The organism is Pseudoalteromonas sp. Isolate3, from assembly GCF_022398505.1.
Classification (GTDB): domain Bacteria; phylum Pseudomonadota; class Gammaproteobacteria; order Enterobacterales; family Alteromonadaceae; genus Pseudoalteromonas; species Pseudoalteromonas apostichopi.
Window position 1 is genome coordinate 1 of record NZ_JAKEVN010000058.1, and the last position, 25,213, is coordinate 25,213.

Sequence of the window (25,213 nt, forward strand, 5' to 3'; positions counted from 1 at the left end):
GAATAAAGGTCTTTATTTAAAGTAATAACTTTAATAAAAATGGATATTTTAATTTAAGATACAAGCTGTTAGATTTAATTTAATAACTGGCAAAATTTTGCTAACAACACGCAAAAGCCCGATTTTACCGCTTTGTGGGAATGAGAAATGATCGATTTTGGTAAGAAAATAACTCCAGCACGCGAAATGCGTTCTACCAATAATTTACACACTGCGCTTGAAAGTGATCGGGGCCGCATTATTAACAGCGCTGCAATTCGCCGCTTGCAACAAAAAACCCAAGTTTTTCCACTCGAACGCAACGCCGCAGTGCGCTCAAGACTAACTCACTCGCTTGAAGTACAACAAGTAGGCCGTTTTATAGTACAAACAATTTTTAATAAGCTTAGTGATGCAAAACAAAAAGAGTATGGCCTAGCGGGGCTTGAACGACCGCTTGAAAGCCTAGTAGAAATGGCGTGCCTAATGCACGATATCGGCAACCCGCCATTTGGTCACTTTGGCGAGGCAGCCATCAACCAATGGTTTGAAAAACACTTAGACGCACTAACACCAGAGCGCTGTAAAGGTATTGGCATTAGTGTGATCTTTAAACACCTAGCACAAGACATCAAAAGCTTTGAAGGTAATGCCCAAGGTATTCGCATAATTCATTCATTACTATCACTAAACTTAACCTACAGCCAAAGTGCCGGAATTTTAAAATACACCCGCCCGGCCAGCATGACGAAAAAAGACAGTCCGCAAGATAAAAATTACCTGATGAAAAAAGTGGGTTATTACTTTAGCGAAAAACCTTTTATAGATGCACTGCAAACTGAGCTCGAAATTGAGCAATACTGCCGTCATCCTGCTAGCTATATTATGGAAGCTGCCGACGATATTTCGTATTGTTTAGCCGATATTGAAGATGCCGTAGAAAAGGGCATTATTAGTGTTGAGTCGCTATGTGAAAAGCTAAAAGATCAATACACCCGCACACTCACTAACCTAACCATTAACGATACTAAGCACAGTGACTTTGCCGAAAAAGCGATTGATTATGCATTAAGTAAAGCTCAAGAGCAGCCCTACAATTTTAACAGTGAGTTTTTTATCTATCTGCGAGTTACTTTGCTACACCCATTGGTAAGTTACGCGGCAGACCGGTTTATTAATAATATAGAAGCCATTTATCACGGTGATTTTAATCAGGCTTTATTAGAAGACCGCAGTCACTTGCACGCCGTTACGCTCACTTTAAAACAGGTAGCTTTAAAGCATGTATTTTGCCACAAAGAAGTAGAGCGCTTAGAGCTGCAAGGTTACCGTATTATTAGCGGTTTACTCGATTGCTATAAACCTTTACTTACCCTTGATGCAGAAGCTTTTAAGCGTGTTTTAAGAGGCGATCAAAACTATTTAATTGAAACACGCCTAGTTAAAAAGCTGTCTAATAAACATTTAAATAGTTACCAAAAAGCCATTGATGCCCTAAAAGCCGAACCAGATCATTTTGCCGCCTACGAATTTTATTATCGCTGCCGCCTAATTCAAGATTATATCAGCGGTATGACCGACCAATTTGCTTACGACGAATACCGTGCGCTCATGGTAATTGATTAGCTAATACGAATAGTCGTAATTTGTTAACCTAATGTGGATAAATTACCCGTCTCAGCTTAGAATTAATTAACTGTCGGCTCATCAATTAAACCTTACTGGTCTGAACTTATGCCAATTATTAGAACAACTTTTTGCTTATTACTCCTAAGCTTAAGCTTTACGAGTAAAGCGCAGTACAACGAAGCTATGTGTATTTTGTTAAAACAGCAAATGCACGAGTATCGCTTTAATACCAGCAATAAGAACTACCGATCTGCTGCCAGAAACTATGAAAAAAACTGTAAAAATCCCACCCCTGTAAATAACGCAGCTGGCTTTGAAAAACTAGAACAACAAACTAAAGAAATCGTTCCTGTTAATTCAGCGACAGCAGCCAACCCTAATGTACATTCTGGTGCAATTCTAGCTACGCCTGAAGAAGAGACTACACCAGCTGTTGAGCAACCTTCTGAAATCAACGAACAGCAAACTCAGCCAGAGCAATTAGCTGCAGAACCCCAAGTTCAAGAGCCTGTATCACAGCAACAGCAAATAGAGCAAAGTTCAACACCTGCAGAGCAAACAGAAATGCCAGCAAAAGTTGATCGAATTACGATTTCTGATGCTCCTGAAGAACCTGTAGTAGAATCAACTACCAACCCTGCAATTCAAGAGCAAGCTGTTGCAGTTAAACCCCAAAGTGCTGAAGCTGAAACAGCACCTGCTGAAAAACCAGTTGAACCTGAAACAAAAGTAGATTCGGCGCTAATACCTATTCCGGCACCAACTCCAGCTCCAATTCCAGAAAACAATGATAGCTCTTCAAGCTCATTATTTATGCCAAGCCTAATTGTGTTGTTGGTGCTACTTGTTGCAGGTTTAGTGATTGTGCGTATTCGTCAAAGCAAAAAAGCAGACGAAGACTCAGAGCTTGAACAAAGCTTGATGCAAGCTAAAGCATTAAAAGCCGCAGCAGAAGCGCAAGCTGCCGCTGAAAAAGAAGCTGAAGAGTTAAAAAATGCAACTGCCGCCGTGCTTAGTGAAGAACAAGATCATCCGCATGCGGACAGCAATATAGTACCTGACAATGCTTTTTCGGCAATCGAAACACAAAGCAGTGATGAACTATCTGAACTTATGCACTTTAGTGCTCAGCATGATACAGACGAGCAAGAATCTAAAACATCAGAAGAACCCGCTCCTGCAGATGATTTTGCTAATGCCCATCAATTTAAAGATCTTGAACTTGGCTACGACGAGAAAAACACGCATGATTCTGAAGATGACTTTTTAGATGAACAACGCGAGCTAGAGCAAGAGCTTAAACTCGCAAACCTTTCTTCATCGTTCACCGTTAACGAAGAAGTAGATAGTCAATCTGATGACGTTCAACAAGATGAACCGGCCTTAGGAGAGCAAAGCTTTACTACATCTTCTTTCGGTTTTGATGAATACTCAACTAAAGAGCCTATCGCAGAAGACGAACCACGAATCACTGAGACCCAGCCATTTGAAGAGCCAGAACTAGAGGCTCCTGAAATAACTGAACTTGAGAAACCAGAAATAGAAGAGCCTAGCTTTACTGCATCTTCATCGTTTGGGTTTGATGAATACTCAACTAAAGAGCCTATCGCTGACGATGAGCCAGTTTTAGCTGAGATAGAAAAGCCTGAAAAGCCTCAAATTAGTGAGCTTGATCAGCCTGCAATTGAAGAGCCTAGCTTTACTGCATCTTCATCGTTTGGTTTTGATGAATACTCAACTAAAGAGCCTATCGCTGACGATGAGCCAGTTTTAGCTGAGATAGAAGAGCTTGAAAAACCTGAAATTGACGAACTTGAAAAGCCAGTAATTGAAGAGCCTAGCTTTACTGCATCTTCATCGTTTGGTTTTGATGAATACTCAACTAAAGAGCCTATCGCTGACGATGAGCCAGTTTTAGCTAAGGTAGAAGAGCTTGAAAAACCTGAAATTGACGAACTTGAGAAACCAGAAATAGAAGAGCCTAGCTTTACTGCATCTTCATCGTTTGGTTTTGATGAATACTCAACTAAAGAGCCTATCGCTGATGATGAACCTGCAAAAGATGAGGTACCTGAGTATGACTTATCTTCATTAATGGATGATGATTTATCTTTTACTGATCATTTCACTGAACAAGATCAAACAGTCACTGCACCAAATACAACAGCTGATCAAGACGATATTAGCGATGATGATTTAGCTAAAGCTTTACAAGCACTTGAGCAAGAGCTGCAAGATGAACCCGCTTCATTTAGTTTAGAAGAGCCGACACAGCCAATTGAAGAAACGGTTGATGTTTCTAAAGAGTTAAATGACGACGATGAGCTTAAAGAGGCTGATAAAGAGTTAGAGCAACAAGATGATAAGCCACATAACCCATTTGCCAACTTATCACTTGACCCTGCTTGGGATCCCAGTTCAGACGAGAAGCCTGTGATTGAAAGCAAATCCAAACAGCCAAAATCACAAGCCTTGATTGACGCAGAAGAGCGCGCCAAACAGTTTAAAACGGATGAGTGATAATGTTACGAGTTACAAGGGGAAAGTTACAAGTTTCGAGGCTAAAGCCCGTAGGACTGGCTTTAGCCGGGAATTGTCTTAAGTTACGAGGGAAAAGTAGCGAGAAACGAGATGCTAGTCTGTAGCAGCGATTTTACATCGCGTCCTAGCGCCTAAACCCATACGCCTATGCTTCCCCCCGTAGGCGTGAAACTTGTTTCGCGCGTCTGAATATAGAAAATTTGAAAAGGTTTACATGGATTATGTTTGATTCTATTCGGCACTAAAGTACCTCCTACAAGGCTTAAATCGCTGGGAAGAACACCCGACCTAACCAACCCCATAGCTCGGCTGACACCTAACATCTAACGACTAAAAACAGTGTTTATCTTGCCTAGAACCTTTCCCCTTGCAACTTTCCCCTTTACTCTCGCTAACTTCCCATTTGGCTCACTTTACAATTGGACGTGGGCGCATTATCCAATGAAACACAAATATCAAACCAAAAAACACCAGTACAGCTAAAACACACAACACAATTATGTTAGTTGGTAAAAACGAATCTGTACCATAACTGTAGCGCTTTAGCTCTTGCTCCATACTAATTTTTGCGCGCTCAGCTTTACTGGGTAATACAAACTCATGAAAAGGGTCAGTAGGCTTTGCTTCTGTTCGGGCAAGTTGAGCATTTTTTTGCTGCCATAACATATCAAACTGCTGAAACTGAACTTGCTTATTTTCAAAGCACGACTCTAGATTTTGCAGCTGTAATGAGCGAGCAGCGCAACGTGGCGGCATAACATAAAAGCGCTCCCATGCAGCTTGTTTGCTAATGTAGGCTTGCTCAGTTAATGGCTCTGCCAAAGTGTTTTCAAGCTCATTAATGTCAGGGTTATACAAAGACGATTTAAGCTCTGCTATTTGCTCTTCACTAAAGCATGTTTCAGATATTCGTGCCGACAAGCTTTGAATGCGTTGTTTATAAGCTTCAATTTTGTCGAGAAGATTGGTTTTGCGCAGGGCTATTTGTAACTCTACACGTTCTGCTTGCATAGATTGGCAAGCTTCTGAAGGAGTTGATTGCTGCGCACAGACAAAACTAGGCAACAACAACGCTGTTGTCATTAAAATCCGTTTAATCATTAATTTACGTCACTGTAAAAGTTAGGGGTACAGATTAGCAGTTTCTAATAAAACTGCAAGAAATCTGCGCTAAACCCACCTAAAAGACTGATAAATTACCAGTGCAAGCTTTTACATATCCCACGAGCAATACTTATTAAAAGTCTTCAGATTGATTATTTCCACTATCAAACTGCTGATCATCCATAGCAAACTGCTCAAGCAACCAAGCTTTAAACAGCCGTACTTTTTGCCATTTAAAATGATCGGGCGGCGCAGCAAGGTAATACTTAAATTGGCATTGATATTCAAAGTTTGGATAAATCTCTAGCTGACCAAGTTGAAGTTGAGTTTCGATTAAGCGCCGTCTTACCAATGCAATACCTTGCCCTGCTAACGTGGCTTGAATAACCAATGCTGCATTATCGATTTCAAGTGCGGGGAGCGCATCTGGACTGACAGCTAGTTGCTGAGCCAAAGTTAACCAGCCTCTCTCTGCATCTGGGCACACATCTTTAATTAATTTTTGTGCCAGAACCTGTGGTTTTAGGGGCTTATGAACATCAATGGCACCAGGTTTATAAGCCAAAAATAGGCTGTCGTCACTGATAAGCTCACTATGCAAACCCGGGTAACTACCTTGCCCAAATCGAATACCTAAATCGACCTGTCCAGATGAAAAGTCAGCAAGTTGGTCACTAGGCTCTATACGCACTTTGATATTGGGGTATTTGTTTTGAAAATCGCTAATACGACCAAGTAACCAGCCACTGGCGAAAGAAGGTAACACAGTTAAGTTTAACGTATTTGGGTGGCTATCTTGACTAACAGCCTGTACACCAGCCTGCAAATGACTAAAGCCTTTAAGTACATGGGGTAAAAGTTGTTCGCCTTGGCGAGTTAGTTCTACATAGCGGGTATGACGAGTAAATAAACTGCAATCAAGCTGTTGTTCTAACAGGCGAATTTGTTGACTAACCGCAGCTTGGCTAACAAATAATTGCTCTGCCGCGAGCTTAAAACTACCTAACTCTGCCGCGTGCTTAAAGTACCAAAGGCTTTTTAATGGAGGTAACTGCATACGCATTCATGATTAATAAAAACTTAAGCATAGGTAATTTTTAATCGTTTGTCAGTAGTCGTAACACAAGTAATACTCATACAGCCAACCGCAACAAGACAAGGACAACCACCATGAAATACTTAATTATTTTATTACTTTTGTGTGCCTCAAGCTTTAGTTATGCCAATCAACCGGTAATAACGCAGCTTGATACCGATGAAGGCTACCCTTATAAAAACTTAATTCAAAAAGTAGAACGAGTAGAAATTCGTTATGTAGAAAACACAAATTCGGTGACCTGCAAAGTCAATGTGCAAACTCTGCACAACCAATACATGGGCAAAGAGCATACTGTCTCAGCCAAGCTGTTTGCAAAACGCCCAATGGCCGCTTGTTTAACCCGAAAAAAAGCCAAGCAAATTCTCTATATGCTGTAACCCTTTCAACCTTGTTAAACTAGGCTACGAATGCAGTACTTCCCCAGTAGCCTAGTTTTTTCTGTATGTATGAAACGTGTTTCGTGCGTTTAAATGAAGAAACGAGCGGTTTGCTAGATCTTTTTTCGAACCACAGAGGACATAGAGAGCATAGAGGAAGACAAGAAGTTATCTATAGCGCAGCGCCTCATAACCTCTTTGTGCATTAAGTTTCTCTGCACAGCGCGAAGCGCCTCGGTGCCCTCCGTGGTTCCAATACTTTTATTCACAAAGAGAAGTGAATGAGAAGACAATGAGGATTTTTCGTGTTTACTGTCCTTATGTTTTCATAGACTTACTAGATCTTTTTCTAACCACAGAGGACACAGAGAGCACAGAGGAAGATAAGAAGATATTAAAGTATACTGCTCTAAAGCGTAGCGCCTCATAATCTCTTTGTGCATTAAGTTTCTCTGTGTAGCGCGAAGCGCCTCGGTGCCCTCTGTGGTTCAAATATCTTTATTCACAAAGAGAAGTGAATGAGAAGACAATGAGATACTAATTAAGCCAATTAGTTAATTCCCCCTAAAGCGCAGCGCCTCATAATCTCTTTGTGCATTAAGTTTCTCTGTGTAGCGCGCAGCGCCTCGGTGCCCTCTGTGGTTCAAATACCTTTATTCACAAAGAGAAGTGAATGAGAAGACAATGAGATACTAAATTAAGCCAATTAGTTAATTACCTCTAAAGCGCAGCGCCTCTTATCCTCTTTGTGAATATTAAATCTAAAACTCCTCCACCACCTCTACCTCAACCGGCTCCGCCAACGCATTTTCATAAAACGCGAACACTGCTTGGGTATAGGGCTTAGCATAATGCTCATCAAGAGCGGCTTGCGATTCAAACTGCTCAACTAAAAACAAACAACGCTGCTCTTTGCTCGCATACAGCTCAAAACGATTACAACCTGGCTCTGAACGAGTGGCTGCTAAAATGCCCTGTAAACGCCCTTTACAGTCGTCAAATAATGCCGCCTTTGGGATAATTTTTGCCACGATATTAATCATACTGACTCCTTACTATATAACTTTAAAACCAATGCCCGAATTGGCGGGGCAACCGTAAAAGCCACCACAAATGCAGCAGGCCACGCATTGACAAACGCCTTCATCCAACTTAGAAAAAATGTATCGCTCAGCCCTAAGTTGACATAAGTGACCCATGCCGAAAGTAAAAACGACATTAAAAACGAAAATGCCGCAGTAAAAGTAAAATGAATTTTCATATGTCCTCCTTGGCGTTACTATATTTATACAACGCAAGTGGCAACAGTCACGAAAATGCAAACTAAGATTGAGGGAGTCGTATGCTGGATGATCTGCATTTATTTATTGAAATAGCGCGCCGTAAAAGCATGAGCCAAACAGCAAAAGATCTAGGACTGAATCTATCAACCCTATCAAGGCGCATTCAGGCGTTAGAAGAAAAGCTCGCCGAACCATTACTGCAACGCACAGCTCGAGGCATTGTGTTAACCGCCAAAGGCGAATCACTGTATAACGAGTTAGGCGAGCAAGTGCTTGCTCTTAACAGCCAGCTTGAGCAATTAAATGACTCGCCCGCCGCAAAAGAGTTTTACCTGTTGTGCCCACAAAACATCATTGCAGGCCCACTGATGGGTGCAGTTAATCAGTTTGCAATGGCAAACCCTGCGTTAAATCTCCACATTTACCCAAGTAATGCCAACAGCCAACTAAGCCAAAAACGTTTTGACTTAGCCATTCGCATTGGCGAACAACAAGACTCAAGCTATTTTCAAAAGCGCCTAGGCATGATCGCAATAAAGCTAATTACAAAGAAAGATGCCCCAACATCAAGGTTGATACTGCCCTATTCAGAGTCACAACTACCCAGCGGTTTACTTAACAAATTAAAAACCGAGTATGAACACATAAGCTTTTGTTTTGATATTACAATCGCCAGAAAAATGGTTGAAGCAGGCTATGGCATTGGCTTGCTACCCATGAGTGAAATTTGCTGTATAGACGACACCAGCAACTTTAGTTATATCGACTCCCCCCATAATATTCCCGCAAGGCCAATTTACGCCCTCTGGCCACATTCACGCACGCCATCAGCGAATGCCCAGTTGTTGATTGAACAACTCCAAACCAGTATTGCAGACTCCCCAAGCTTGCAAGGAGAGGTGTTGAAACTGTAGTTGCGCGTTGCGAGGCATTGTAGGTCGGGCTTTAGCCTGTATAACAACTCAATCTTTAAACCAACCATAAAGACCAAACACAAACAACATAGCCGCTAAGCCTACCAAGGCTAATTGCCAAATTTTAAGGTCACTCAACTTATTAGATTGCTGACTAACACTCTCATTTAAAGGTGCCGTAACGTGTTTAACGGGTGCTTCGATTATCGGGCTTTTTATCACGTCTTGGTTTGTGGCTTTATTTGTATTTATTTCTGTAATCGTCGGCTTTACTGTAATAACAACATCTTTATTGTCTGCTTTTGCTTTACCGCTCCAAGCCGATTCAAATAGCGCCTTTTGCTCAGCTTTATTTTCGCTACACCATACAAAATCAGCCTGCTGAATATCCTTCGCTCTACAGCGATCAGGTAATTGATAAAATTGCCCCCAAGCATGGCGTTTTTTATCGTCATTATATGAATTTGAATACACCGTAGAGTTATGTACTTTGGTGTTTAAAAGTGAGGTAGGGTTTGAGCGATACGTATAATTACCGCCATTACCAGAGCTTCTTTTTGGGTGTTTGCAGTGTCTCGCAAGCAGCGTAAAAAGCTCATCTAAACGCTGATTCCAACGTTCACCTTGCCTTGCCGTGTAGCTACGATTCATTCTTTTACGAATACCCTCGCGCTCAGCCTCAATACTATCGCAGCGACTTTTTGAATATTGCTCATCAGCAACTGTGTTGAAACTCGCAATCAAAGTAGCGAGTAATAAAATCCATTTATTCATAACATTACATCTGTGTAATTTGGTAGGCCATATTGTACCAAATTTAGGGTGTGGAAAAAGTGGCCTATTAACTATTTATTTAGTTATGTCGCGTTGTTGCGGTAATCAAAGAGAAATAAACACAAAGCTATGAAATGCATTTAATTTCATTACCTAAAATCCATCATTAAGTTTAATATTTAAATTTTGCATTTCGGTGGTACCCTATACGAATACATGACAGAACGGACTTCTCATGATTTTAAAAGATAAAGCACCTTCAACTTCACAATCACTCAAGATTAAAGCCGGGGACAAGCAAGAGCTAGATGTAGCATTTTATTTGCGCCGAGCATTTAAAGATCATCCACAAGTATTCGTATTCAATGATGTTAAATTTAAGCACAATAACGAATCAGCTCAGATTGACCACTTAATTGTTTATACATATGGGTTTATTTTAATCGAATCAAAAAGCATAACGGGCGAAGTTGCCATAAATGAGCATCAAGAATGGAGCCGTAGTTATCGAGGAAAATGGCAAGGTATGCCATCACCAATAAAGCAAGTTGAACTCCAACAAGCCTTATTAAAGAGTTTAGTGACGAGTAACGCAGAGCAGTTACTTCCCAAAATGTTTGGCAAAATACAGCAAAATTTTGGTGGTCGTGAATGGCATAGTCTCTGTGCAATATCGAGTAATGCCATAATCAATCGAGATTGCATGCCTAAATCGCTTGAAGATAGATTAGTTAAGTCAGAGTTTATAGCTGATAAGCTTTTAGAAATAATGAAGTTGCCAGCATCACCCCCTAACACACTACACTTTTTTTCAACTAACGTGCGCCCATGGTTTAATGAGGAAAGCCTATCTAAGATTTGTCAGTTTCTTTTAGCTCAAAATATTAAATCAACCGAGCAACCAGTAAACGACGAGTCACCAGTAACCCTTAATGAACCCGAATCAATTTACAAAAGTGAAGTTAAAGAAGAGGTTTTATTAAGTGCTGAGGAACCTAAAGTCATACACTTAAAGTGTAAAAATTGTAGTAATAAACACACTCTTGAAGCCCGTTCAGGACGATATGGGTACTATGTCAATTGCTCAAACTGTAATACAAATACTCCGATGAAAGCACCATGTATAAAATGTACGGTTCAAAATACGAAAGTTAGTAAGCGTAAAGATACTTACTCATTGATTTGTAATGGTTGTGGTAATAAAGCTCTAATAAAATTTGATAATAATGTCGCGTTGGCGACGGCAACCAAAGAGAAGTAAACGCCGACTTCTCTTTTGAATCTCTCGGCGCCCCGAGGTTCTCACTGTTCCCTCAGCTTGAATTAATTAAATTTCGGGTGTGAACACGGGGAAAACCTCAGCACTGGCCTGCAACTGAACAATGAGTTATTGCTTGATTTCATTTAAAAAAGGTATATGGAACTTAAATCTAAGCTCATTAAGAATCATATTTGTACTTTGTCTGCGCGACTAAATCTAACGCGTGGACATTTTTACTCCCCGCCAACTCAAACCTATCTTTTGCAAGCCAGAGTTTGGCGCCATTGCTGCTAGCAACTTGGTATGCCCAGTTGCTTACAGCGAGGGATTTGTCTACATCACAATGAAAATAGCGAGTTAGTTCATCAGTGAGTAGCTGGCTGTGACGATCTAGGTTTTGATCTTGCCAACGTTCACGGTGCAGCTGGGCTGCTAAAAAGTCGCTTTTGCTGTTATTACAACTTCTATGGGCAGCAACAAAATTATGACCTAAATCGTTAGCGTAGCGGGCAAATGGAATAAAGTGATCAACTTCTATCGCGCTAGTGAGTGGCTTTTGACAATAAAAGCACTGGCCTTTTTGTATTTCGACTAAAACTGGTTTTGCTTTGTTAAGTGCTGCGCGGTCGAAACCAAATAAAAAGTCATGCAGTTGGCTTTGCGGGCCAATAAGTGCTTGATTGTGCTTAATGCTTTGAATCTTTTGTAGCCATGCATTTTTAGCTAAATAGACAACTAAATCGTAAAAGCGTCTAAAACAAGCGGCTATGCCTGCGTTTAGAGTGATATAGCTTTTTCCTTTTGTGTGCGGATATAAAAAGCATTCTTCTTGTTTGGCGAGAATTTGTAAGCGCCACAACGGGCCTGTTTTTAAAGTGTCTAAAGCTGCTTTGTAAGTAGTGTGCCAGTAAGGGCTTAATTTAAGCTGGCGCAAGCTACGAATATTGTTTTGCTGGCACTCATATAGCACCGCAATTACTTTTGATTGCGCCCCCGAATTTTGTTTTAGTAAAGCACTTTCACCACTGTGAGCAGAAGAAAATGGCACTGCATGGTGCCAATAAAGCTCTATTAACTTTTCAGCAAGCTTAGCAAGATCAATGTTTAACTCGCTAGCTTCATACATCATTGGCTGCTCAACACAAACATCAGCTAACGCATGCAATAGTGCAAACTTATAGGTAGCACTAAAGTCGCCTTCCATCAGCATGCGCTGAATGTATGCAATAAAATCGAGTTGCTGCTGCATGGCCATCATCAATCAAGCCTTGTATGTACTTTTGAATAGTGCATTAAAGTTCATGAACTGTTCCCTGTTTACGCCGATTTATTTGCCATTTATGCTCATAACGCATTGTTGTGGCTTGAATATTGGCTATTTAGTTTAGGAACAATCTAGCATGAAAAGCTATTGCAAATATAGGATTTTAGGTAGAGTCACTCTTTAAAACCCATACAATATTGGGAGAATTGCGGTATAACCTGCTATACCGCATTAAACTACTATATCGTTCTTCTATGCAGAATGGCGTTTAGCCATGTTTCTGTGGCGCGCTCTGGGCGTTGATCGGCGCTTTGCCATGACTTGAGAATAAACAGGTCGGTGTTTTTAATAATGCTCTCAAGGGCTTGTTCGTTTAGGTCGGTAAATTCACGGCCGTTGTGTTCGCGCTCGCCGTCGCCGTATTTAAACGATACATACACGATGCCTTGTGGCTTTAATGCACGTGCAAGGTTGTTGAATGCGTCGGTTAAGTCGTTTTTTGCTACGTGAATAAGGCTTGCGCAGCACCAAATGCCGTCGTATTTGGCAACGTCGTTTAGCTCTTGAAAACTGCTTACTGCAACGTCTTGGTTTAAGTATTCTGACGCCAGCTTTGCCATAGCTGGGCTGATATCGAATGCATCTACGCTATAACCACGCTCTTTAAAGATGAAAGCATCGCGGCCAGAGCCACAACCGGCATCAAGTAAAGCGCCTTTTTTTGGGATCAGCGGTAAGAATTCGTCGTAAAGTTCATTGAGGTCTACATCGAGTGTGGCATCTACAAATGCTTGTGCATTTTGGTTGTAGTATTCGACGGTTTTGGATGCCATTTTACTTCCTTTATATTGGCAAGATTGCTTGGCGCTAAAATATCATTAAAGCTAAGTACTAAAAAGATATCAAATTGATTTTAAGTATTTTTAACGGGAAATTTTTATATATTCAAGCGTAAGTAACGAAGCGCTGTATAGAAGAAATAATACTCACAAAGAGGATAAGAGACGCTGCGCTTTAGAGAAGTAAGTTTTTATACCTCATTGTTTTCTCATTCACTTCTCATTGTGCAAAAAATATTTGAACCACAGAGGACACAGAGGCGCTTCGCGCTGCACAGAGAAGAACCACTCTCACAAAGAGATTATGAGACGCTTCGCTTTAGAGAAAGTACACTTTAATATCTTCTTATCTTCCTCTGTGCTCTCTGTGTCCTCTGTGGTTAGAAAAAGGTCTAGTAGGTCTATGAAAACATACGGACAGTAAATACGATAAATCCTCACTGTCTTCTCATTCACTCCTCTTTGTGCGAAAAATATTTGAACCACAGAAGCACCGAGGGGCACTGCGCTACACAGAGAAAAACTTCAGTTACGCATTTTCCCTATAGTTTTATACTTTTAACTCAACAACATTGCACAATTGGCAATTTACTAGCACTATTATGTATTAAGAAGACTTTAGTCTGAGGTAAGCATGCACGACAAGCAAACTCATTGCCAGCCTACTGGTTGCAATAACTGTAAAGACAATTTAGAACTTGGCTTTGATTTTACAATGGCTTTTCAGCCAATTATTGATTGCACCGATAAACACATTTTTGGCTATGAGGCTTTGGTTAGAGGGCCTAATAATGAGTCGGCTTATTCTGTTATCTCACAAGTTAACGATGAGAACCGCTATACCTTCGACCAGCTTTGTCGCATTAAAGCGATTTCGCTTGCAGCTAAGCTGAAGCTTGATTCGATTTTGAGTATTAACTTTTTACCTAACGCGATTTACAAGCCTGAGCGCTGTATTAGAACAACCCTTGAAGCTGCTAAACAATATGGCTTTCCGGTAGAACAAATTATGTTTGAGTTTACCGAGGTTGAGCAAGTTGAAGACAGTTCACACATCAAACGCGTGATCGAATATTATCAATCTCTGGGATTTATTACCGCAACCGACGACTTTGGTTCTGGGTATTCGGGTTTAAACTTATTGGCTGATTTTCAGAGCAATATTATTAAACTGGATATGGAATTAATTCGTGATATTCACCTTAATAAAGCGCGCCAAGTTATTGTTAATCATTGTATTGCTATGTTTGAAGAACTCAACATAACCGCCCTTGCCGAGGGGATTGAAACAGTTGAAGAATATCAATGGTTGCGCCAAGCCGGCGTAAGTTTAATGCAAGGGTATTTCTTCGCCCGCCCGGGGTTTGAGAGCTTGCCAGAAGTTGATTTTAGTAAGTTTGAGTAAGTAAGCACAACGAGAATCGAGTTGCGACAAAGCAAGAGCTTTCAGACGCGTGAAACAAGTTTCACGCCTACATGTAGCAGCGGGTTTATCCCGCGTCATTAGGCGCTAGGTGCTAGGCTCTAGGACGCGATGTAAAATCGCTGCTACCTCGAATCTCGTAACTTTACTCTTTCCCCTTGTAACTTGAAACTCGCAACTTTATCCACTTTTAGTCCCTTTTTTAGTGAAAATAGCAACTTATTCGTTGATGTAGTTACAAATTATCTGTAACTTGTGTCGCCCATTTCGCTACGCACGACTATAATATTAAGTGAAATCAACATTTCCATACTAAATACTAGGGATACACAATGAAAAAACTTCCTATTGCATTGGCTCTATGTGCTGCTTTTGTGTCTGCAAACACAATGGCAGAAGTTCGCATAAACGGCTTCGCTTCAATTGTCGGCGGTAAAGCCCTTGACGACAACGCAACCCTCTATGGTTACGATGATGATATTTCGTTTAAAAACGAAAGTATGTTCGCATTACAGCTCTCCGCTGACTTACAAGAAAAGCTAAGCGCTACAGCACAAATTGTGGCTCGTGGCAGTGATGATTTTGATGCTGAGTTTGAATGGGCTTATTTAACCTATGAGTTTACTGATGAGCTACAAGTCAGTGCGGGTAAATTACGCGTTCCTTTTTATCGCTATTCAGACTTTTTAGATGTTGGTTACACTTACCGTTGGGTTCGTCCGCCACAGTCTGTTTATAACTTACCATTTTCAACGTATGAAGGTATTAGCCTTTTACACAATACGCAATTAGGCGATTGGGACTCAACAGTCCAAGTTATCTACGGTAGCTTCGATGGCAATATTGCAGTGGTATCTGTTAATGGCGATACAGAACTTAACGATATTGCAGGTATTAACTGGACGATGAGCTATGACTGGTTCAGCGCCCGTGCTGCATATTTTGTAGCAGATACAAGCATTGCCATTGAAAACGACACTGACGCGGGTATTGCGCTTAATGGCCTAGAGCAAACACTGAGAGCCGCAGGTTTTGTTGATCAAGCAGATGATATTGCTGTAGACGAAGATGATGGCTCTTTCTTCGCAGTGGGCTTTTCGATTGATTACAACAACATTTTGTTTGACGCTGAATACACTGAGTTTGAAGTAGAAAACAGCGCTCTTGCTAAACAAACTCAATACTATACATCTGTTGGTTACCGTATGGATGAGTGGATTGTGCACTTAACTTACGAAAATAACGACGACAAACACGATAGCAACCGCTATAACGCACTACCTACAGTACCTGCTTTAAATGCCGGTATTAATCAGGTTCTTGAGGGCGTAAAAGCGAAAAGCAATGTGTATACCATTGGTACTCGTTATGACTTCCACCCATCAGCCGCTTTAAAAGTGGATTTCAGTCGCTTTAAAGATGACATTTCAGATACAGAAACCGACGTTGTTGCTGTTGCTGTTGATTTAGTTTTTTAATTGGAGTTCATGATGAAAAAATTATTAATCGCTACAGCGGTCACCTTATGTTCGCACGCAGCTTTTGCTGACGTTGCTGTAATTGTGAACCCTGCAAATGGCAATGCTATTGATGAAGGTACAATCAAAAAGATTTACCTCGGTAAAGCAAAATCGTTTGATGATGGCACGAAAGTAAACCCGGTAAACCAAGACGGCAACAGCGTAAGCGATGAGTTTAACGATAAGGTGGTTGGCAAGTCGAGCAGCCAGCTAAACGCTTATTGGTCAAAACTGGTATTTACAGGCAAAGGCACTCCACCTGAAAAACTTGGCAACGATCAAGCTGTTATTGACTTTGTTGCTACCAACAGTGACGCCATTGGTTATATTGATGCTGCAAAAGTCACAGACAAAGTAAAAGTGGTTGGTACTTTTTAAGTACCAACTCCTGATAATAAAAAACCAGGCATTGCCTGGTTTTTTATTCGCTTAAATTACTCGACTTTAAATTTTGCAGTGGCGTCGAGTAATGAATCAGATAAGTAATGAAGGTTCTTCGCGACATCACGCACCGCCGACAATGAGTCCATCGTTTCTTCAAATGACATATGCATGTTCGACACATTTTCGACTACCATGCTCGCAACCGATGTTTGCTCTTCAGTTGCTGCTGCAATTTGTGAGTTCATACCGTTAATTTCTAAGATCTGTTCAGAGATCTTATCAATAGACTGCCCAGTACTTTCAGCAGCCTCTGCATTATTTGTAGCCATGTCTCGTGCTGAATTCATCGCATTTACAGCATCACTTGCCGCAGTTGTTAAGGTAGAAAGTAGCTCTCTGATCTCGTTTGTTGAATGCGATGTTCTAGAAGCCAGTTCACGCACTTCATCTGCAACAACCGCAAAGCCCCGTCCTTGTTCACCTGCACGCGCGGCTTCAATAGCCGCGTTTAGCGCTAGTAAATTAGTTTGTTCGGCAATTGAGGTGATCACATTTAAGATTTGCGTCACATTTTTGGTGTCATTAGCTAGTTGATTAATCGTTGATGAAGCTTGATTTATTTCTTCACTCAATGTGCGAGATTCGGTTACAGAGCGCTGTATTTGCGTTTTACTCTGCTCAACCTCTCGCTCGGCTGTTTGCGCAGCTTGTGATGCGTTTGCCGCCGAATGAGAGATATCAGCAACACTTTGACGCATTTCTTCCATCGACTGCTTAACAATATCAGCATCTGATGTTTGTTTAGTTGTCGCGCGTTCAGCTCGCTCCATACCTTGCACTAGTCGCGTTGAGTTCTCCATTAATGGTTCACAAACAGCTATTACTTCAAGTACCGCAGCTTTTAACAGTTGAATAAACGCGTTGAAGTTAATCGATACCTGACCAATCTCATCTTTTGCATGTACTTCAAGTTGCGTGCTTAACGACCCTTTACCATCTGCTAATAGACGTAAGTTATTTGCTGCAGCACTTGCTGATGAGCCAATTCCACGAGCAATCCAAATAGAGGTAACAATTAGTAAGATCAGCGATACAACAGACACTACAAGCATTAAATTAAGTGCGTTATCTGAACGAGCTTTAGTTGCTTGAACCAGTTCAAAAAAACGATCATCTGCGCGAGTTTGTGCTTGTTTAAAGCCTGCTAGTACAGCCTCATATTGCTGTGTTTTTTGCTGTGCTTGCTGCTGAATTTTACTGAAATCGGCAGTACCATCGATCATTGAGGTTGCAATGCTCGACGAGGTTTGTGCGTAAAGCTCTAATTGTTTTTTGGTATCGGCATGCACATAGCTGTCGTTAATGCTGATGATATTTTGTAGATTTTCATTAATCGTTTTATACGTTTGCGCAGCACTATCAACTAAGTCTGATTCACCAAACGTGACCGCTTGAGTGTATAACTCATCTAGTTTTTCAAGTAGCGCAACGTTTGCTGATGTAAGTTTAACTACCTGATATGACGATTTCTCTAGCTCGTCGAGCGAGATTTTGTTGTCATTCATCGCTATAAAATTAGTTACTACTATGATCACGAATGCCGTTATAGCAATGCATGTTATGGCGTGTATTTTTTTTGTAATGCTCAAGTTATTGAAAGAAATACCTGCAGACATTGAATCCACCTCTACTGTCATATTACTTAGTATTATCGCCCGATTTCCCTAAAGTATTAACTATATTTATATATTTTCAGGTTTTTTTTCATATTTGTTTCATTTGTAGGAGGTCTTGTAGGAGGTACTTCAGTGCCGAACCAAAAATAAATAAGAGCTTTAAGCCTTCAGCTCTTAGACGCGCGAAACAAGTTTCACGCCTACGAATGAAACATAGGTGCTAGGTTTTGGACGCTAGGTTCTAGGCGCTGGGACGCGATGTGAAATCGCTACTACCTCGCATCTCTTATCTAGCAACTTTCCCCTTTACTCTTTCCCCTCGTAACTTAAGACACTTCCCGGCTAAAGCCAGTCCTAAGGGCTTAATTGTCGTAACTTTACTCTTTCCCCTTGAAACTTTCTTCTTTTTAATAGCGTTCTTTGGGGCTGATCTGTATAATCCGCGGCCTATTATTTACCCTATTGCTTGTTTATTTTCGCAGTTGCTGCGCCCATAACCCTGTCAGTATTTTTCTAGGAACAATTCGTTGATTTCAACCGCAAATATCACCATGCAATTTGGTGCAGAGCCCCTTTTTGAGAACATTTCAGCTAAGTTTGGTAACGGTAATCGCTACGGTTTAATTGGCGCAAATGGCTGCGGCAAATCAACCTTTATGAAAATTTTAAGCGGTGCGCTTGTTCCAACCTCTGGCAATGTGTCAATTGCTCCGGGTTTAAAGCTAGGTACGCTAAGTCAAGACCAGTTTGCGTTTGAGCAATACACAGTGGTTGATGCAGTGATCATGGGTGACGCAGAACTTTGGAAAGTTAAACAAGAACGCGACCGTATCTATTCACTACCAGAAATGAGTGAAGAAGACGGTATGAAAGTAGCTGAGCTTGAAAGCATTTTTGCTGAAATGGATGGCTACACAGCAGAAAGCCGTGCAGAAGAAATTTTGCTCCAAGCGGGCATAGAACAAGAGTTTCATTATGGTTTAATGGCAAACGTTGCGCCGGGTTGGAAACTACGTGTGTTATTAGCACAGGCACTGTTTGCAAACCCTGATATTTTGCTACTTGATGAACCAACCAATAACCTCGACATTCATACCATTACTTGGCTAGCTAACGAGCTTAACCAGCGTAAGTGTACGATGATTATCATCTCGCACGACCGTCACTTCTTAAACTCGGTATGTACTCACATGGCCGATATCGACTACGGTGAGCTTAGAATTTACCCTGGTAACTACGAAAAGTGGATCGAAGCTTCAAGCTTGCAGCGTGAACAACTGCTTGCTGAAAACGCAAAGAAGAGCGCTGAAATAGACGAACTACAAGAGTTCGTAAACCGCTTTGGTGCTAATGCATCAAAAGCAAAACTAGCTAGCTCTCGTGCTAAGCGCATGGATAAAATTAAACTTGATGAAGTAAAAGCATCAAGTCGTATTAGTCCATCACTACGTTTTGATGAAGGCAAAAAGATGTATCGCCAAGCTTTAGAGCTAACTAAATTAGGTCATGGCTTTGATGGTGAAACCCTGTTCAGTGGTGGTGAGTTATTACTTGAAGCTGGCGCTAAGCTTGCGGTTATTGGTGAAAACGGTGTTGGTAAAACCACCCTACTTCGTTGCCTAGTGAATGAATTACAAAGCAACGAAGGCATAGTTAAGTGGTCTGAAAATGCCAGCATTGGTTATTGTCCGCAAGACAGCAGCAAAGACTTTGATAACGACTTAACCCTATTCGATTGGATGTCGCAGTGGCGCACAGCTAAGCACAACGATTTAATGGTACGCGCTATGTTAGGCCGTTTACTATTTACCGCAGATGACGCTAACAAAAAAGCGCGTAACTGCTCGGGTGGTGAAAAGAACCGTCTATTGTTTGGTAAGTTAATGATGCAAGACATCAATGTGCTAATTATGGACGAGCCAACCAACCACATGGATATGGAAGCCATTGAAGCACTCAATAACGCATTAAAAGATTACCAAGGCACACTGATTTTTGTAAGCCACGACCGTGAGTTTGTTTCATCATTAGCGACTCGTATCATCGATATTAAAGACCAACAACTTATCGATTTTCAGGGCACGTTTGACGAATATATGGACCATGTTGCGCAACAAGCGCAATAACCCCTTCTTCGAAAAGGTGAGCAAGTTAGCTCACCTTTTTTGTTTACGTTCAGTTACATATTCACTTTACTGAATTACCCATTTTAGGTAACTTAAATTTCTTTGACTTCAATAGAACAATAAATTTAAGGGACCTAAATGAAAAAGCTCCTCAGCGTATCGGCACTGACTCTGGCTCTAACAGCCTGTGGTGGCGGTTCATCAACAGATAAAACGCCTGATGTAAAAGTAGAGCAAAATACTGCACCGACGCTTTCTGGCTCGCTCACTCTCTCTACTAAAGCACTTGAATCAGCTAATTTAGTTGTTGATTTAAAAGATGAGCAAAACGACAGTGTTACTACAACGATTATTGATAAGCCAGAGTGGCTAAATGTAACCACCAGCAGTAATCAAGTAACTTTTAGTGCACAGCCAAGCCTATTCGAAGTAGCTAACCATGCTTTTACTGTGGAAGTCTCTGATGGTAAAGCAAGTAACCAATATACCCTAACCGTTAATGTTGCCGAAAACCGTGCAGCATGGCAACCGATTGAGCTTAGCAATAGCGAAGTAATGGGTAACTGGCAATCAAGCGATGGTAGCGTAAAGCTGGCATTTGCTACTGAAGATGCCGGGGTGATTGCTCAAAATGGTGAGTTAAGCCGTTTTGATTGGTCGAATCCTGATGTGATTGCATTAAATACCCAAGCGATTGATTGCTTGCATGAGTGTAATCAACAAGCTCTTCTTGAAATGGAAGTGTTGGCTAAGCGCGATGATGCTATTCGTGTTGAGCTTTTTAATGTTTCAACCGATAAAGGCGAAGTAGTTACCCTTTATAAATCAAATACAGAGCTTAGCTCTGCGTATTATGCTGATATGGATCACACTACTTTTCACACGGTGAATCATTTAAATACCGAAGGTGAAGAGAGCTATTTTGAAGTATCGATAGCAAGCTATATTCCGACGGCTTCAGGCAGTACCACATCATTCCCTTATGCAGAGTTTTCGGCGACCTTACAAGGTAAAACGTTAACGATTAATGGCGACAAATTTCTTACGAACACCTATGCAAATCAGCTAAATAAAGAAGGCTACGAGGTGAATGTAGAGTTTGACCTTAACCTCGTTAATGCCGAAGTGGTTGCGCAGTTCGATGATTTTGCGGTGCTAAAACTACAACATGTTCTTAGCTATCATGATGAAGCTGACGCTGCGAATATTGTTGAGTCAGAAGAGCTAACTGAAGCTATGAAGGTGCAAACATCGGTTGTTGCATTACAAAAACTGACATCTATTGCGGTTCCTGATCTTAAAGTGGGTAAAACGTATACTGGTCGCTTAAATAATAAAAATTCAGATACAGGCGAAGGATTAACGATTCGTTATTTACCAACATTTTTCACCATCACAGCAGCCAACACTGCAACGGTAACATTCAATACGCCAAGAAGTACTGACTCGTTCAAGTGGCATTACAACTTAGACAATAATGGCGAAACCGTTAAGGTAACCGGCAATGGCCTAGATACCAGCTTACAATTTTTCACTCTGCCTGATGGTAAAACACTCATGGTGCGCGAGCGAAATAAAGAAGAGCGTCAGGCTCGCTTAGGGTATGAATTCATGGAAGTGATTGATGATTCAACCATCACTCTTGATGACTATAAGCACCTATTTAGCTACTTACGTCAAGGCTACACCAGCGGTAACCTGAAAACATACTGGTTTATAAATGATGATGGTAAAGGCAGCTTTTATTATACTGATCAATATGGCCTTGAAAACAGAGCTAACTTTACGCCAAATACCTATTGGCAATTTGAAGCTGATAACAGTATTAGTTTTGCAATGATGTCTCAGTGCCCAAGTGCAGTTGATTACTCTAGCTGTAAGGATGATGTGTTAGGCGATGATGAAAATTTATATGCTTCTTTAATTAATTTTAAAATTATTCATAAAGATGCAGATAAATTCATTTTCGACCGCCTGTTTTGGCAACGTATCTATAACTACAGCGATAAAGAAGTTGAAGAAAACATATACCAAAACAGTTATTGGTTAGGTATTGAGAAGTAAAAGCGCTTTCAGCTATCAGCCTTCAGCGGTCAGACGCGCGAAACAAGTTTCACGCCTACATGTAGCAGCGGGTTTATCCCGCGTCCTTGGCGCTAGGCTTTAGGTTCTAGGCGCTAGGACGCGATGTAAAATCGCTGCTACTTGTTCGGCGTTAAAACGCCTCCTACATCTCGCAACTTTCCCCTCGCATCTCGCATTTCGTAACTTTACTCTTTCCCCTCGTAACTTTACTCTTTCCCCTCGTAACTTTCCCCTTTCCCCTTGTAACTCGCTAACTTCTTTAAATAAAAAAGGCCACACAGTTCAGCTGTGTGGCCTTTGTACTTAACGGAATTTTAAATTAGATATCGAAGCGGTCGGCGTTCATTACTTTCACCCATGCGTCGACAAAGTCTTTTACAAAACGTTCGTTGTTATCGTCTTGTGCATAAAACTCTGCATATGAGCGAAGGATTGAGTTTGATCCAAATACTAAATCAACGCGCGTTGCTGTCCACTTAGTTACACCTGTACTGCGCTCAATGATGTCATAATAACCTTTCGCTATTGGCTTCCAAGTATAAGCCATGTCGGTTAGGTTCACGAAAAAGTCGGTACTTAATGTGCCTACGTTATCTGTAAATACACCGTGTAAAGTACCATTATGATTAGTACCTAGAACACGCATGCCACCGACAAGAGCGGTCATTTCTGGTGCTGTTAAGCCCATTAATTGCGAACGCTCTAACATTAGCTCCTCTGCTGATACCGTGTACTCTTCTTTGAGCCAATTACGGAAACCATCATGAATTGGCTCAAGTACGTCGAACGAGTCAGCATCTGTCATTTCGTCTGTGGCATCACCACGACCCGGCGAAAATGGCACGGTGACGTTAACGCCCGCCGCTTTTGCGGCTTGTTCAACCGCCGCTGACCCACCAAGTACAATTAAATCAGCTAGGCTTACTGGTTTACTTAAACCCGCTTGTACTGACTCAAGTGCGCTTAATACTTTAGCTAAACGCTTTGGTTCATTGCCCTGCCAATCTTTTTGCGGCGCGAGGCGAATACGTGCACCGTTTGCACCACCGCGATGGTCTGAGCCACGATAAGTACGGGCGCTATCCCATGCTGTTGCAATTAATTCTGCTTGGCTTACACCACAGTTAAGTAGCTTAGTTTTAAGTTCACTAATTTCGCTGTCTGATAAGGTGTAATCTACCGCTGGGATCGGATCTTGCCAGATCAGATCTTCGCTTGGTACATCAGCACCTAAATAACGTGATTTTGGACCTAAGTCACGGTGCGTTAGTTTAAACCAAGCACGTGCAAACACATCACTAAAGTATTCAAAATCATCGTTAAAACGCTCAATGATCTTACGATAAGTTGGGTCCATCTTCATTGCCATATCGGCATCGGTCATAATAGGATTTAGACGAATTGATGGATCTTCAACATCAACTGGTTTGTCTTCTTCTTTAATGTCAATTGGCTCCCACTGCCACGCACCCGCAGGGCTTTTCTTAAGCTCCCAGTCGTAGTTAAGCAGCAAGTAGCAATAACCGTTATCCCATTTTGTTGGGTGAGTTGTCCACGCACCTTCAATACCTGAGGTCATGGTGTCGCGACCAATACCACGTGAATTATGGTTGTTCCAACCTAAACCCTGCTCAAACACATCGGCCGCTTCTGGTTCTGGACCAACGTTTTCTTCGCTACCATTACCATGGGTTTTACCCACAGTGTGACCGCCAACTGTCAGCGCAGCTGTTTCTTCGTCATCCATTGCCATGCGGGCAAATGTTTCGCGAACTTGCTCAGCAGTTTTAAGCGGGTCTGGGTTACCATTCACCCCTTCTGGATTAACATAAATTAAGCCCATTTGTACCGCTGCCAATGGATTTTCCATGGTATCTGGCTTGGCTACATTTGAATAACGCCCATCACTTGGTGCTAACCACTCTTTTTCAGCGCCCCAATAAACATCTTTTTCTGGGTGCCAAATATCTTCGCGGCCACCTGCAAAACCGAAGGTTTTTAAACCCATTGATTCGTAAGCCATATTACCAGCTAAAATAATTAAGTCGGCCCAAGAAAGTTTGTTACCGTATTTCTTTTTAATTGGCCAAAGTAATCGTCGAGCTTTATCTAGGTTAGCATTGTCTGGCCATGAGTTTAACGGTGCAAACCGTTGGTTACCTGTACCACCGCCACCACGGCCATCTTCTAAACGATATGAACCTGCTGAGTGCCACGCCATTCGGATCATCAAACCACCGTAATGACCCCAATCGGCTGGCCACCATTCTTGGCTTTCGGTCATCAGACTTTTTAAATCGGTTTTAACGGCTTCAAGGTCTAGTGATTTGAATGCTTCTGCGTAATTAAAGTCTTTGCCGTAAGGGTTCGTTTTGCTGTCGTGTTGATGAAGAATGTCGAAATTAAGTGCGTTTGGCCACCAGTCAGTGTTCGATTGAGCTGTGACAGTATTACTACCATGCATTACCGGGCACCCGCCCGTTTTTCCATTACTCATTGCGTGCTCCTAAAAAGCTAAAATATGACGAAACGCTAGAAATTACTTTTATCTCTTTCGTCATAAAGAGAGATTTTCTACTAGTTATGAATAACTAATAGCGAATAAGTTCCTGTTGTTTGAAACTATAGGAGTTGTATTTAAATAAAGCTAGATGCAAAAGATGGTTTTAAATCGATTGCACCGATAGGAAAATTTGATTTGATTCATTTTATCAAAGCGTCCATTTTATAAGGGTATTTTTTACAGCGAGTAGCCCTTATGAAAACAATTAATCCTGAAGTTGCTAGACAGCTAAGTATTAACTTTTTTATCGCCCATTTACCTATTTTGATGTTATCGGGATTTGTGGTGGCGTCGCTTGTGGGGCTAATTTTCAGAAGCTCTGCATTGTTTTGGATAGCACTATTAATTACGCCTTTCAGCATTAATTATTTA

The 25,213-nt window shown here is 41.3% G+C and carries 19 protein-coding genes; 10 read left to right on the forward strand and 9 right to left on the reverse strand.

The window, feature by feature from the left end:
- Positions 1-147: 147 nt before the first annotated feature.
- Together dgt and L1D46_RS12295 are read left to right on the forward strand one after the other, a co-directional pair.
- Positions 148-1,605, forward strand: a complete 1,458-nt coding sequence (gene dgt / locus L1D46_RS12290) for a dGTPase (protein WP_130052950.1) — start codon at positions 148-150, stop codon at positions 1,603-1,605.
- A 108-nt stretch (positions 1,606-1,713) separates the two neighbouring features.
- On the forward strand, positions 1,714-4,128 hold the full coding sequence (locus tag L1D46_RS12295) for a hypothetical protein (protein WP_130052951.1): 2,415 nt from the start codon (positions 1,714-1,716) through the stop codon (positions 4,126-4,128).
- A gap of 429 nt (positions 4,129-4,557) precedes the next feature.
- Here L1D46_RS12295 and L1D46_RS12300 read toward each other — a convergent pair whose 3' ends face one another.
- On the reverse strand, positions 4,558-5,250 hold the full coding sequence (locus L1D46_RS12300; RefSeq protein ID WP_130052952.1) for a hypothetical protein: 693 nt from the start codon (positions 5,248-5,250) through the stop codon (positions 4,558-4,560).
- Positions 5,251-5,386: 136 nt separating this feature from the next.
- The gene (locus tag L1D46_RS12305) at positions 5,387-6,310 is read right to left on the reverse strand and encodes a LysR substrate-binding domain-containing protein (RefSeq protein WP_130052953.1); all 924 of its coding nucleotides are present in this window, start codon (positions 6,308-6,310) and stop codon (positions 5,387-5,389) included.
- A gap of 113 nt (positions 6,311-6,423) precedes the next feature.
- Between L1D46_RS12305 and L1D46_RS12310 the strand changes: the two genes are divergently transcribed.
- Positions 6,424-6,729, forward strand: coding sequence for a hypothetical protein (locus L1D46_RS12310; RefSeq protein ID WP_130052954.1), 306 nt, complete (start codon positions 6,424-6,426; stop codon positions 6,727-6,729).
- 761 nt (positions 6,730-7,490) lie between these two features.
- Here L1D46_RS12310 and L1D46_RS12315 read toward each other — a convergent pair.
- Positions 7,491-7,772 (reverse strand): antibiotic biosynthesis monooxygenase, encoded by a 282-nt coding sequence (locus L1D46_RS12315; RefSeq protein WP_130052955.1) that lies wholly within the window; start codon positions 7,770-7,772, stop codon positions 7,491-7,493.
- Entirely contained in the window at positions 7,769-7,990 is a 222-nt protein-coding gene (locus L1D46_RS12320) for a DUF2798 domain-containing protein (protein WP_130052956.1), read from the reverse strand. The genes L1D46_RS12315 and L1D46_RS12320 overlap by 4 nt, the downstream gene beginning before the upstream one ends.
- An 81-nt stretch (positions 7,991-8,071) precedes the next feature.
- On the opposite strand from L1D46_RS12320, the gene L1D46_RS12325 reads away from it, so the two are divergent.
- The gene (locus L1D46_RS12325; RefSeq protein WP_130052957.1) at positions 8,072-8,926 is read left to right on the forward strand and encodes a LysR family transcriptional regulator; all 855 of its coding nucleotides are present in this window, start codon (positions 8,072-8,074) and stop codon (positions 8,924-8,926) included.
- A gap of 48 nt (positions 8,927-8,974) precedes the next feature.
- Here L1D46_RS12325 and L1D46_RS12330 read toward each other — a convergent pair whose 3' ends face one another.
- A complete protein-coding gene (locus L1D46_RS12330) occupies positions 8,975-9,700 on the reverse strand; it encodes a hypothetical protein (RefSeq protein WP_130052958.1) in 726 nt (241 codons plus the stop codon).
- A 235-nt stretch (positions 9,701-9,935) separates the two neighbouring features.
- Between L1D46_RS12330 and L1D46_RS12335 the strand changes: the two genes are divergently transcribed.
- Complete coding sequence (locus L1D46_RS12335; protein WP_130052959.1) at positions 9,936-10,961, forward strand: nuclease-related domain-containing protein; 1,026 nt, start codon at positions 9,936-9,938, stop codon at positions 10,959-10,961.
- 178 nt (positions 10,962-11,139) lie between these two features.
- Here the strand turns inward: L1D46_RS12335 and L1D46_RS12340 are convergent, their stop codons facing one another.
- Together L1D46_RS12340 and L1D46_RS12345 are read right to left on the reverse strand one after the other, a co-directional pair.
- On the reverse strand, positions 11,140-12,222 hold the full coding sequence (locus L1D46_RS12340) for an HNH endonuclease (protein ID WP_130052960.1): 1,083 nt from the start codon (positions 12,220-12,222) through the stop codon (positions 11,140-11,142).
- A gap of 242 nt (positions 12,223-12,464) precedes the next feature.
- Entirely contained in the window at positions 12,465-13,058 is a 594-nt protein-coding gene (locus tag L1D46_RS12345) for a class I SAM-dependent methyltransferase (RefSeq protein ID WP_130052961.1), read from the reverse strand.
- Between the two features lie 640 nt (positions 13,059-13,698).
- Here L1D46_RS12345 and L1D46_RS12350 point away from each other — a divergent pair.
- The 3 genes from L1D46_RS12350 to L1D46_RS12360 all read left to right on the forward strand — a co-directional run bounded on the left by L1D46_RS12350 (position 13,699) and on the right by L1D46_RS12360 (position 16,385).
- A complete protein-coding gene (locus L1D46_RS12350) occupies positions 13,699-14,469 on the forward strand; it encodes an EAL domain-containing protein (protein ID WP_130052962.1) in 771 nt (256 codons plus the stop codon).
- A gap of 350 nt (positions 14,470-14,819) precedes the next feature.
- Entirely contained in the window at positions 14,820-15,965 is a 1,146-nt protein-coding gene (locus tag L1D46_RS12355; protein WP_130052963.1) for a porin, read from the forward strand.
- Between the two features lie 12 nt (positions 15,966-15,977).
- On the forward strand, positions 15,978-16,385 hold the full coding sequence (locus L1D46_RS12360) for a phosphate ABC transporter substrate-binding protein (RefSeq protein ID WP_130053041.1): 408 nt from the start codon (positions 15,978-15,980) through the stop codon (positions 16,383-16,385).
- Positions 16,386-16,441: 56 nt separating this feature from the next.
- Here the strand turns inward: L1D46_RS12360 and L1D46_RS12365 are convergent, their stop codons facing one another.
- Positions 16,442-18,067: a methyl-accepting chemotaxis protein gene (locus L1D46_RS12365; protein WP_130052964.1), complete on the reverse strand. Its 1,626-nt coding sequence runs from the start codon at positions 18,065-18,067 to the stop codon at positions 16,442-16,444.
- Positions 18,068-18,594: 527 nt separating this feature from the next.
- Here L1D46_RS12365 and L1D46_RS12370 point away from each other — a divergent pair.
- Together L1D46_RS12370 and L1D46_RS12375 are read left to right on the forward strand one after the other, a co-directional pair.
- Positions 18,595-20,193 (forward strand): ABC-F family ATPase, encoded by a 1,599-nt coding sequence (locus tag L1D46_RS12370; RefSeq protein WP_130052965.1) that lies wholly within the window; start codon positions 18,595-18,597, stop codon positions 20,191-20,193.
- A 138-nt stretch (positions 20,194-20,331) separates the two neighbouring features.
- Positions 20,332-22,257: a hypothetical protein gene (locus L1D46_RS12375; RefSeq protein ID WP_130052966.1), complete on the forward strand. Its 1,926-nt coding sequence runs from the start codon at positions 20,332-20,334 to the stop codon at positions 22,255-22,257.
- 340 nt (positions 22,258-22,597) lie between these two features.
- Here the strand turns inward: L1D46_RS12375 and katG are convergent, their stop codons facing one another.
- On the reverse strand, positions 22,598-24,775 hold the full coding sequence (gene katG, locus L1D46_RS12380) for a catalase/peroxidase HPI (protein ID WP_130052967.1): 2,178 nt from the start codon (positions 24,773-24,775) through the stop codon (positions 22,598-22,600).
- Positions 24,776-25,213: the final 438 nt, after the last annotated feature.

What these genes read in the sequence shown, in the direction of transcription:
- L1D46_RS12315 (WP_130052955.1), bottom strand. Translation starts at nt 7,772, where the DNA reads ATGATTAATATCGTGGCAAAAATTATCCCAAAGGCGGCATTATTTGAC.
- L1D46_RS12300 (WP_130052952.1), bottom strand. Translation starts at nt 5,250, where the DNA reads ATGATTAAACGGATTTTAATGACAACAGCGTTGTTGTTGCCTAGTTTT.
- dgt (WP_130052950.1), top strand. Translation starts at nt 148, where the DNA reads ATGATCGATTTTGGTAAGAAAATAACTCCAGCACGCGAAATGCGTTCT.
- L1D46_RS12360 (WP_130053041.1), top strand. Translation starts at nt 15,978, where the DNA reads ATGAAAAAATTATTAATCGCTACAGCGGTCACCTTATGTTCGCACGCA.
- L1D46_RS12295 (WP_130052951.1), top strand. Translation starts at nt 1,714, where the DNA reads ATGCCAATTATTAGAACAACTTTTTGCTTATTACTCCTAAGCTTAAGC.
- L1D46_RS12355 (WP_130052963.1), top strand. Translation starts at nt 14,820, where the DNA reads ATGAAAAAACTTCCTATTGCATTGGCTCTATGTGCTGCTTTTGTGTCT.
- L1D46_RS12350 (WP_130052962.1), top strand. Translation starts at nt 13,699, where the DNA reads ATGCACGACAAGCAAACTCATTGCCAGCCTACTGGTTGCAATAACTGT.
- L1D46_RS12335 (WP_130052959.1), top strand. Translation starts at nt 9,936, where the DNA reads ATGATTTTAAAAGATAAAGCACCTTCAACTTCACAATCACTCAAGATT.
- L1D46_RS12345 (WP_130052961.1), bottom strand. Translation starts at nt 13,058, where the DNA reads ATGGCATCCAAAACCGTCGAATACTACAACCAAAATGCACAAGCATTT.
- L1D46_RS12325 (WP_130052957.1), top strand. Translation starts at nt 8,072, where the DNA reads ATGCTGGATGATCTGCATTTATTTATTGAAATAGCGCGCCGTAAAAGC.
- L1D46_RS12310 (WP_130052954.1), top strand. Translation starts at nt 6,424, where the DNA reads ATGAAATACTTAATTATTTTATTACTTTTGTGTGCCTCAAGCTTTAGT.
- L1D46_RS12330 (WP_130052958.1), bottom strand. Translation starts at nt 9,700, where the DNA reads ATGAATAAATGGATTTTATTACTCGCTACTTTGATTGCGAGTTTCAAC.
- L1D46_RS12305 (WP_130052953.1), bottom strand. Translation starts at nt 6,310, where the DNA reads ATGCAGTTACCTCCATTAAAAAGCCTTTGGTACTTTAAGCACGCGGCA.
- L1D46_RS12320 (WP_130052956.1), bottom strand. Translation starts at nt 7,990, where the DNA reads ATGAAAATTCATTTTACTTTTACTGCGGCATTTTCGTTTTTAATGTCG.
- L1D46_RS12375 (WP_130052966.1), top strand. Translation starts at nt 20,332, where the DNA reads ATGAAAAAGCTCCTCAGCGTATCGGCACTGACTCTGGCTCTAACAGCC.
- katG (WP_130052967.1), bottom strand. Translation starts at nt 24,775, where the DNA reads ATGAGTAATGGAAAAACGGGCGGGTGCCCGGTAATGCATGGTAGTAAT.
- L1D46_RS12365 (WP_130052964.1), bottom strand. Translation starts at nt 18,067, where the DNA reads ATGTCTGCAGGTATTTCTTTCAATAACTTGAGCATTACAAAAAAAATA.